Annotated in this window: 9 protein-coding genes and 1 tRNA gene; 9 read left to right on the top strand and 1 reads right to left on the bottom strand. The window is 48.6% G+C overall.

What is annotated here, in order from left to right:
* Nucleotides 1-465: 465 nt before the first annotated feature.
* The 9 genes from guaB to BMX45_RS30310 all read left to right on the top strand — a co-directional run bounded on the left by guaB (nucleotide 466) and on the right by BMX45_RS30310 (nucleotide 8,949).
* The gene (gene guaB / locus BMX45_RS30350; protein ID WP_090914430.1) at nucleotides 466-1,923 is read left to right on the top strand and encodes an IMP dehydrogenase; all 1,458 of its coding nucleotides are present in this window, start codon (nucleotides 466-468) and stop codon (nucleotides 1,921-1,923) included.
* A 152-nt stretch (nucleotides 1,924-2,075) separates the two neighbouring features.
* A complete protein-coding gene (locus tag BMX45_RS30345) occupies nucleotides 2,076-3,494 on the top strand; it encodes a D-alanyl-D-alanine carboxypeptidase family protein (protein WP_090914428.1) in 1,419 nt (472 codons plus the stop codon).
* 164 nt (nucleotides 3,495-3,658) lie between these two features.
* Entirely contained in the window at nucleotides 3,659-4,540 is an 882-nt protein-coding gene (gene pdxS / locus BMX45_RS30340) for a pyridoxal 5'-phosphate synthase lyase subunit PdxS (RefSeq protein WP_009595550.1), read from the top strand.
* Nucleotides 4,541-4,555: 15 nt separating this feature from the next.
* Nucleotides 4,556-5,143 carry a pyridoxal 5'-phosphate synthase glutaminase subunit PdxT gene (gene pdxT, locus BMX45_RS30335; protein ID WP_090914426.1) on the top strand — a complete coding sequence of 196 codons (588 nt, stop codon included), beginning with the start codon at nucleotides 4,556-4,558 and terminating at the stop codon, nucleotides 5,141-5,143.
* Nucleotides 5,144-5,337: 194 nt separating this feature from the next.
* Entirely contained in the window at nucleotides 5,338-6,621 is a 1,284-nt protein-coding gene (serS, locus tag BMX45_RS30330) for a serine--tRNA ligase (protein WP_090914424.1), read from the top strand.
* Between the two features lie 72 nt (nucleotides 6,622-6,693).
* Nucleotides 6,694-6,782: transfer RNA gene (locus BMX45_RS30325), tRNA-Ser, on the top strand.
* 179 nt (nucleotides 6,783-6,961) lie between these two features.
* Nucleotides 6,962-7,303 carry a hypothetical protein gene (locus BMX45_RS30320; protein ID WP_009595528.1) on the top strand — a complete coding sequence of 114 codons (342 nt, stop codon included), beginning with the start codon at nucleotides 6,962-6,964 and terminating at the stop codon, nucleotides 7,301-7,303.
* A gap of 104 nt (nucleotides 7,304-7,407) precedes the next feature.
* Nucleotides 7,408-7,557: a hypothetical protein gene (locus BMX45_RS30315; RefSeq protein WP_012818342.1), complete on the top strand. Its 150-nt coding sequence runs from the start codon at nucleotides 7,408-7,410 to the stop codon at nucleotides 7,555-7,557.
* Between the two features lie 306 nt (nucleotides 7,558-7,863).
* Nucleotides 7,864-8,949: a hypothetical protein gene (locus BMX45_RS30310; RefSeq protein ID WP_090914422.1), complete on the top strand. Its 1,086-nt coding sequence runs from the start codon at nucleotides 7,864-7,866 to the stop codon at nucleotides 8,947-8,949.
* 78 nt (nucleotides 8,950-9,027) lie between these two features.
* Here the strand turns inward: BMX45_RS30310 and tadA are convergent, their stop codons facing one another.
* Entirely contained in the window at nucleotides 9,028-9,522 is a 495-nt protein-coding gene (gene tadA, locus BMX45_RS30305) for a tRNA adenosine(34) deaminase TadA (protein WP_090914420.1), read from the bottom strand.
* Nucleotides 9,523-9,880: the final 358 nt, after the last annotated feature.

The following is a 9,880-nucleotide window of genomic DNA, read 5'->3' as shown; positions in this document are numbered from 1 at the left end:
CAGCGCCGATGGTACTTGGACCGAAGGGTCCCGGGAGAGTAGGACGTCGCCAAGCGAACAACCATAAAGGCCGTTATCGAGTAATCGATAGCGGTCTTTTCCTATATGCCGTGACGTGGATTTCTGATTTCTGGACTATCCCGGGCCGGCTTGGGTGATACTAAACGACAGTCATGCGTGATAATGCCTAAAAGGATGCAATATGGCAGGTCAATCGTATACGTGGATAAGTCTCCATTTAATAGTAGAAATCCATCCATTTGTCCACTCCAAAGAGACAGGACAACGCGCTGGATGGATACTTGCGAACTTCAGGGAAAGGGCCAATTCAATCCTTGACAGCCTATGGGCCCTTTGCTAAGATGGCAATAATATATTTCTGAAAATACTTGAAAATGCCGTCCGGTCCAGCTCTGACAGTAGTTGTAGTCCGCAGGAAGACGACAAAAAGGAGGAATAACCCAGGTGTGGGAAGATAAGTTTAGCAAGGAAGGCTTCACTTTTGACGATGTATTGTTGGTTCCTAGAAAATCCGAGGTACTTCCAAAAGAAGTGGATGTTAGCACCAAATTGAGCGAGCACGTGAAATTGAACATCCCGCTCATCAGTGCAGGTATGGACACCGTTACGGAAGCTCCTTTGGCAATTGCCATTGCTAGAGAAGGCGGAATCGGCATTATTCATAAAAATATGACGGTTGAACAACAGGCGGAAGAAGTAGATCGGGTGAAGCGCTCGGAAAGCGGAGTCATCACCAATCCATTCTCGCTTCATGCCGATCATCTTGTATCCGACGCTGAGAAACTCATGGGCAAATTCCGGATTTCCGGGGTTCCGATCGTGGATGAGAACAATAAGCTGATCGGGATTTTGACGAATCGTGATCTTCGTTTTGTTCATGATTACAATACGGTTATCAGCGAAGTAATGACCAGTGAGAACCTGGTTACCGCTCCGGTTGGAACGACCCTTCAGGATGCTGAAATGATTCTGCAGAAGCATAAAATCGAGAAGCTGCCTTTGGTGGACGAGGATAATGTTCTTAAAGGACTTATCACGATTAAAGACATTGAGAAAGCGATTCAGTTCCCTAGAGCAGCGAAGGACGCTCAGGGCCGCCTGCTTGTAGGTGCAGCGATCGGAATCTCCAAAGATACCTTCGAAAGAGCAGAAGCGCTTGTGAAAGCCGGTGTAGACGTCATAACCGTTGACTCCGCTCACGGGCATCACATCAATATTATTGATTCCGTACGCAAACTGCGCGAATTGTATCCGGATCTGACCATTATCGCGGGCAATGTAGCTACAGGCGAAGGTACGCGAGAGCTTATCGAAGCCGGTGCATCCGTCGTTAAAGTGGGAATCGGTCCTGGATCCATCTGTACGACCCGCGTGATTGCCGGGATTGGCGTACCGCAAATCACAGCTATTTATGACTGCGCAACGGTTGCTAAAGAGTACGGCGTGCCGATTATCGCAGATGGCGGTATCAAATACTCCGGGGAAATTACAAAAGCCATCGCAGCCGGCGCCAGTGCCGTTATGCTGGGGAGCATGTTCGCAGGGACGGAAGAAAGCCCGGGCGAAGCCGAGATCTACCAAGGACGCCGTTTTAAGGCTTATCGGGGCATGGGTTCCCTTGCTGCCATGAAACAAGGCAGTAAAGACCGTTATTTCCAAGATGACGACAAGAAATTGGTACCGGAAGGTATCGAGGGCCGTGTAGCTTATAAAGGGCCATTGGCAGATACCATCCATCAGCTGATCGGTGGATTGCGTTCCGGCATGGGGTATTGCGGAACGCAAAACCTGGAGGAGCTGCGGAATGATACCCAATTTATCCGCATTTCCGGGGCTGGTCTCCGCGAGAGCCATCCGCATGATATTCAAATCACCAAAGAAGCGCCTAACTATTCCTTGTAATTCACGGAAAAGAATAAGGATATACAGTATATGTCATTTATTTCCTGGACAAGCTGGATGAATTTCATCTAGCTTGTCTTTTTTTGATACCCCCCCTATGATAGAATAGAACAAGTTAATGACTTATTGAGAATTAGAGGGGAGTAATTCCATTGATAGACAAGTCTATAAAGAAGAATAAGCGACAACGAATTCAAAGAACGCTGGCATCCTTGATGCTGTTTAATATACTATGTTTCTCTGCTGCGCCTGCGGTTTCGTTCGCTGCACCTAATATGCTCGCTACAGCGGATACAACCAAAGCTACGGAAGACAAAGCGGCAACGGACAAGGCTGCGACGAATAATGCGAAGCCGGACAAAGTGCCCTCGGTCGATCAGTTGGGCTTGGAAGTGAGCTCTGCCGTCATGATCGAGCCATCTACGGGCCAGGTGCTGTTATCCATAAATGCGGATGAAGCATTGCCGCCTGCGAGCATGACGAAGATGATGACGGAATACATCGTGGCAGAGAAGGTAAAACAAGGCGAGTTAGCATGGGATGACGTAGTCACGGTAGGGGAAAATGCTGAAAAAACCGTGGGCTCACGGATATTTTTAGCTGAAGGCGACCAACATACAGTGGAAGAGCTCTACATAGCCATGGCTGTCGGCTCGGCGAATGATGCAACGGTAGCATTGGCTGAACATGTCGCTGGTTCCGAAGCAGAGTTTGTTACCATGATGAACGATACGGCGAAAAAGATGGGATTGAAGACCGCTTTCTTCATTAATTCCACAGGCCTTAGCCGTGCAGATATGCCTGAGAAATACCGTCCTGCAGAAGATAAAGAAACTGTAATGTCGGCAATGGATACTGCATTACTTGCCAAGTATATCGTTGAGGATCATCCTGACTTTGCGAGGTTTACGGCCATTCAATCGCATAAATTCCGGCCGCGCGATACGAGTCCGATCATCAACTACAACTGGATGCTGGAGGCCAACAAAAGCATTACGAACTTCAAGGCCTATGCTTACGAAGGTTTGGACGGTTTGAAAACCGGTCATACCAAAGCGGCGGGTTATTGCTTTGCCGGTACCGCTGAGCGTGACGGCATGCGTTTGATCAGCGTGGTTATGGGAACGAAATCCGAAGGGGCTCGCTTTAAGGAAACCAAAAAAGTCCTGGATTACGGCTTTGACAACTTCGAAGTGAAGGAAGTCCAAGCAGCCGGAGCAACCGTGCAAGGATTTGAAACCGTCGAAGTGAAGAAGGGCAAAGGTAAGGAAGCTGGGCTGGTGACCGATAAAGCCCTCACATTTGTTGTGCCTAAAGGTTCTAGCGGAAAGAACATTACCTTCGAAGCCAAACTGGATTCTTCCAGCGTGACAGCGCCTGTCGCTAAGGATACAAAGGTGGGCACGGCAACCTACTCATACAAAATCGAAGGCATGAAGGAAACCCAGACCGAAACGGTGAATCTCATCACGGCAGACGAGGTAGAGAAAGCTGGCTGGTTCAAGCTGTTCCTCCGCGCGATCGGTGACTTTTTCGCGGATTTGTTTGATTCCATCAAAAATCTTTTCTAAGCAGCCGATAAATTCCGAGTAAATGGGTTGTATATTTGATTTTGATGCGGTAAAATATCAAGTTAGATTCATTGCAGGTATGCACCATACGGGTACAGACCATATCGCCAGTGAATGCTCTAAATGGCGATGAGATACAACATATAATCGGGAGGCTAGGGGACATGGAAACAGGAACATCTACTGTAAAAAGAGGTATGGCGGAAATGCAAAAAGGCGGCGTCATTATGGACGTCATGAATGCGGAACAAGCGAAAATCGCTGAAGCTGCCGGTGCTACGGCAGTTATGGCGCTGGAGCGCGTTCCTTCCGATATTCGCGCTGCTGGGGGAGTAGCACGTATGGCTGACCCAACCATCGTTGAGGAAGTCATGAAGGTGGTATCCATTCCAGTTATGGCCAAAGCTCGTATCGGTCATTACGTTGAAGCGAAAGTGCTTGAATCTCTCGGCGTGGATTACCTCGATGAGAGTGAAGTGCTGACGCCTGCGGATGAAGTGTTCCACATCGACAAATGGGATTTCACCGTACCGTTCGTATGCGGCGCGAAAGATATCGGCGAGGCGCTGCGTCGCATCGGCGAGGGCGCATCCATGATCCGTACGAAGGGCGAGCCGGGAACGGGCAATATCGTGGAAGCTGTTCGCCATATGCGTTTGATCAACAGCCAAATTCGCAAGGTTCGCAACATGTCGAAGGACGAACTGTATGCCGAAGCCAAAAACCTCGGTGTTTCCTATGACCTCCTGAAAGGCGTTCATGAGACCGGCAAGCTGCCTGTCGTTAACTTTGCCGCCGGTGGCGTGGCAACCCCTGCGGATGCCGCATTGATGATGCATCTGGGCGCTGACGGCGTTTTTGTAGGATCCGGTATTTTCAAATCCGATAACCCTGAGAAATTTGCTCGTGCGATCGTTGAAGCGACAACGCATTATGATGATTATAAATTGATTGCTGAAGTATCCAAGAACCTGGGTGCTCCAATGAAAGGCATCGAGATATCCAAGCTTAGTCCGGCTGAGCGCATGCAGGATCGCGGCTGGTAAGAGAGAAGGGGTAACATGAAGGTCGGCGTACTGGCACTTCAGGGTGCCGTTGCAGAGCATATTCGAAGCATTACGCTTGCTGGCGCCGAAGGGGTGCCGATCAAGAAGGTCGAGCAGCTGGACGGCATTGACGGCTTGATTATCCCTGGCGGTGAGAGCACGACGATTGGCAAGCTGATGCGCAAGTATGATTTTATGGATGCGATTCGTCAGTTTTCAGCCCAAGGCAAACCGATATTCGGAACCTGCGCCGGACTGATCGTGCTGGCCGAGCGAATTCAAGGCGACGAAGAAGCGCATTTGAAGCTGATGGACATCACGGTGGCGCGGAACGCATTCGGACGTCAGCGTGAAAGTTTCGAGACCGATTTGCCGGTGAAGGGCATCGATGAAACGGTGCGAGCCGTCTTCATCCGCGCTCCGCTTATTCTGGAAGTGGGACCGGGCGTTGAGGTTCTGTCCACGTATAAGGATGAGATCGTCACAGCCAGACAAGAGCATCTGCTTGCAGCTTCCTATCATCCGGAGCTGACAGACGATTACCGGCTCCATCAATATTTTGTGGAGATGGTTCGCTCCAGGGCGACGACGCCACAGGCGTAACGTAATAGTTTCAGTAGAAGACATCTTGACTCTTTGGCAGTATGTGAGAGTCAAGTTGTCTTTTTCGCTGAAATGCAATAAGATGTATCGTATGTAATAACGTATAATGCAGCCTTGTCCCAAGGCTTTTTATCAACAGGTAGGGCAGCTGCTTCGATATACTTGATGGATGTTTTACTTTAGGAGGGTTTCCCGTGTTAGACGTAAAAATATTGCGCAGCGAGTACAGTCGTGTTGAAGAAGCGCTGAAGAATCGAGGCAAATCGCTCGATTTGATTGCGGATTTTCCTAAGCTTGACGCCCGGCGCCGGGAATTGCTGCAGGAAAGCGAAAGTTTGAAGAATCGCCGCAACACCGTGTCGGCTGAAGTAGCCAAGCTGAAGAAAAATCGCGAAAATGCAGATGAACTGATTCTGGAGATGCGCCAAGTGTCAGACCAGATTAAAGCAATGGATGAGGAAGTTCGTGAGCTGGAAGCCAGTATATCCGAGCTTACTTTGGCGATTCCGAATATTCCCCACGAAAGTGTGCCTGTCGGCGCCTCGGAGGAGGAGAACGTGGAAATTCGCCGCTGGGCGGAGCCAAAAGCTTTCGATTTCGAACCTAAGGCTCACTGGGAGATTGCCCAGAACCTGGGTATTTTGGACTTTGAAGCAGGCGCGAAGGTTACGGGTTCCCGGTTTACGTTCTACAAAGGTCTGGGTGCGCGGCTTGAGCGTGCCTTAATCAGTTTTATGATGGATCTGCACAGCGACAAACACGGCTATGAGGAAATGCTGCCTCCATATATTGTCAACCGGGACAGCTTGTACGGAACGGGTCAACTGCCTAAATTCGAAGAGGATTTATTCAAAATCAGCGATACCGACTATTACCTGATCCCAACGGCTGAGGTTCCTGTAACGAACTACCATCGTGAAGAAATCCTAAATAGCGAGGATCTGCCTAAATATTACGTCGCATACAGCTCCTGTTTCCGTTCGGAAGCCGGTGCGGCAGGACGCGACACCCGGGGACTTATTCGTCAGCATCAGTTCAATAAGGTCGAGATGGTGAAGATTGTACATCCGGAAACATCGTTTGATGAGCTCGAGAAAATGACGGCGGATGCGGAGCGTGTGCTGCAGCTGCTGAATCTCCCTTATCGCGTCATGACGCTATGTACCGGGGATATGGGCTTCGGCTCCATGAAGACCTATGATCTGGAAGTATGGCTTCCGGAGAGCGGCGTATACCGTGAAATCTCTTCCTGCTCGAATATTGGAGATTTCCAGGCACGCCGTGCCAATATTCGCTTCCGTCCGGAGCCGAAGAGCAAGCCGGAGTTTGTTCACACCTTGAATGGTTCCGGGCTCGCGGTAGGACGTACGGTTGCGGCCATTCTGGAGAATTATCAACAGGCCGACGGCTCCGTTGTCATTCCGGAAGTGCTTCGCCCTTACATGGGGAATGTTAGCATCATCGAACCTAAGAAATAGGTTGATAACATAGGTTGACTTGTGGTATAATGATTTTTGCACGTGATTCATTTGCAGTGATCATTTCCACATGGAGAGGTACCGAAGCGGTCATAACGGGGCGGTCTTGAAAACCGTTAGGGGGCAACTCCACATGGGTTCGAATCCCATCCTCTCCGCCATACATATACAAACGCAAGCCGTTTCCTTAGGGGAACGGTTTTTTTGTGGTCTTGTCTTTATGCTTTGTTTGCCAGACAAATGCATGGAAGCTTCGGATCTATAGCACTTTATACTTGGGGGAACTGCTGTATAAAACAGCGCCTGTTATCGCAATTTATAGAGAAGGGGAGGTGTGAACATGAACTCAGAACTGAATGTCGATCAGTCGACGCTGGTCAATGCTTGGCAGGAAAGGCTGCCGACCATACTCAAACCGGGGGATCGTGCAGAAGTGGCAGCAGACGAAGGAGATCCGAACGCCATCCGCATTCACATTGGCGCAGCAGGTCGTCAGGAGTATTCGTTTGATTTTCAATGCACCTATGTGGATTCCCGGGAAGTGAAGGTCGCTCTGATCGATGTAGAGCGTGATGGCGCGACGACGGATGAGCGCAATGAGAACATACAGGGCATGGTGGGCGATTATACGCGTCATATTCATGAGTGCGCTCAAACGCTGCAGCAAATCACGCATCACTAAGTTCCATGAATGAATATGAGAGCTGTGATGCTCCTTTTAGGCCGGAGCATCAAGGCCGATTGCGTAGAACAATCGCTGTGATCCATGAAATGGAGGGCTATCAGATGAGTAAACCAAAGTCGATCCCGGTGCCTGAAGCACAGGAACAACCGAGGCAGCGAAAGGACCATGACCGAGGCGGCCAGGAGCCGCTGTCAGGTTCGCACAGAGCGAAGATCCGCAAGCAGGATGGCCATTTTAATCCGGAGGGCTAACAGCCTTTAGGAGCAAAATACGAGGCGCCAAAAAGCAAGAATCGAGAGAACCTTCTGTCATTCGACAGGAGGTTCTTTTTTTCGATTTGAAACCTTTTGCATCCAACTTCCGTATTAGTGTTCAAGTGTAATATTTTGGGGCCCCACCTTATTCGCATGTTAAGAAGTTTGAAATTAAGATGGATGGAAAAAGAAAGGGAATAAAATTTCAGTAAATATTCCAGAAAGTGTTTCTCATTTTGGCTAAATGGTTTATGATTAGAAGGTCTGTTATTTTTTTGACTGTTAGAGGGGAGAGAAATTTTAATGAACAAGAAGTTTGCAGCTATCATGCTGACACTGTTGCTTACGGTGACAGTTGTGCTTTCCGGCTGCGCGAAAAAAGAAGAGCCTAAGGCGGCAATGACCAATGCTGCTACGAACGCGATGAAGATGACATCCTACGAAATGAAGAGTAAATTTGTCATTGAAGACCTTCAAGTTAACATACCTGCAGTTGAAGGCGATCCAAGCGTAACACAGGCGATGACGATGCTGAAGAATGCGGAGGTTACACTGGACGGAATCTACCAGGCTGAGCCAATGCAAACCGAGATGAACATGGGCATCAATTTGAAGGGTGACATGGCGATGTCCTTCAACATTGATATGGTGATGACGAAAGAGAAAATCTACGTTAAAGTGCCAAGCATTCCTATGCTGCCGTTCCCGGAAGACGTTGTTGGCAAGTTCCTCGTTATGGACATGAAAGAGCTTGCTGAGCAATCCGGCGAAACATTTAACCCAGAAACTCTGGATACCGAGAAGTCCCAAAAATTCGTTAACGAAATCCTTGAAGCTTTGCTGAGCGAATATGACCAAGCGAAATACTTCAAAGAGATCAATGTTAAAGATGCCGGCCTTCCAGAAGGTGTTGACGCTAAACAAGTGGTACAATTCTTTGTAACCAATGATAACCTGAATGAAGCATTGGATATTATGGTAAACAAGGTTGCACCTAAGGTTGTTGATATTGCAGCTAAAGACGAGTACCGCGAACTGCTGGGTCTGACCCAAGAAGACATCGATGCTGCCAAAGCTGAAGTATCCAACGTCAACCAAGACGAATTCAAAGCGGGCTTGGAAGAAATGCAGAAATACCTGAAGATCAACACATTCAATATCAACACAGCTATCGATAAAAAAGATTTCCCTGCGTACCAAGATGTTGTGCTGAACGTTGACTTCAATGATCCAGAAACGAATGAGAACGTGAAGTTGGCTGTGAAGGGTAGCACCCAATACAACAACATCAACGCGAAACAAGAGTTCAAAATCGGTATTCCAAAAGACGCTGATGTCATCACGATGGAGCAATTTGAGGAATCCATGAGCCAAATGAGCACTTACTAATTTTATTCATCGTAGACAAGAAAACCCGGCCATGACGGCCGGGTTTTCTGTGTTCATTCCGATTTCGGTACATAAGAATCATATTTTCCCGCGCAAACGCCGAAAGAACTGAGTCAGCAACGATGCGCATTCTTCCTGCAGCACGCCATCCACCACGTGCGTCCGGTGATTAAAGCGCGGCTCTTGAAGCAGATTCATCAGTGTGCCCGCACAGCCTGCCTTAGGATCGCCCGTGCCGTAGATGAGCTGCGGAACCCGGGATTGGACGATCGCGCCTGCACACATGGGACAAGGCTCCAGCGTTACGTATAATCGACAGTCAAGCAGCCGCCAGGCACCAAGATGCCGACTGGCCTCCCGGATCGCTACCATCTCGGCATGAGCCGTCCCATCGTAAGTCGTTTCACGCAGATTATATCCACGGCCAATAATTTCATCGCCCCGTACGATGACAGCGCCAATAGGAACTTCACCGAGCTCTTCGGCCTTCCGAGCTTCCGCGATGGCTTCTCGCATCCAGCGTTCATGATTGTCGTTATCCACAGCCAGTGGGTCTATTGAATTTGATATCAATCTAAAGTCTCCTTTCGCTGCTTGCCAAAACCCTGTATTTATACCCAATGTTCAACGAACATTTATTCGTTTGTTAACATGATGTGGACAGAATTGTGGATAAGTAAAATTTTATTCACAAAGTTATGCACATTATCCCCAGATAAGTTGTGTATTTGTGCGCAATTTGTGGATACTCGTTTTATTATCGGGATTAGCCTCTTATATTGTAAGGATTCCCTATTTCAATAGCAATGCGATTGCGGAAAAAACCCGGCAGCCGCAGTACAGCTTGTCTTTTCAAACGATCGTGATCAAGGTATCATGAGGGTATATATTCACAAGTCGTCGATGTGACAGCAGAAAGGTGAAGATGCCA

The sequence above is a fragment of the Paenibacillus sp. cl141a genome, assembly GCF_900109305.1.
GTDB classification, from domain to species: domain Bacteria; phylum Bacillota; class Bacilli; order Paenibacillales; family Paenibacillaceae; genus Paenibacillus_AQ; species Paenibacillus_AQ lautus_A.
This window is presented reverse-complemented; position numbering and strand designations above follow the sequence as displayed.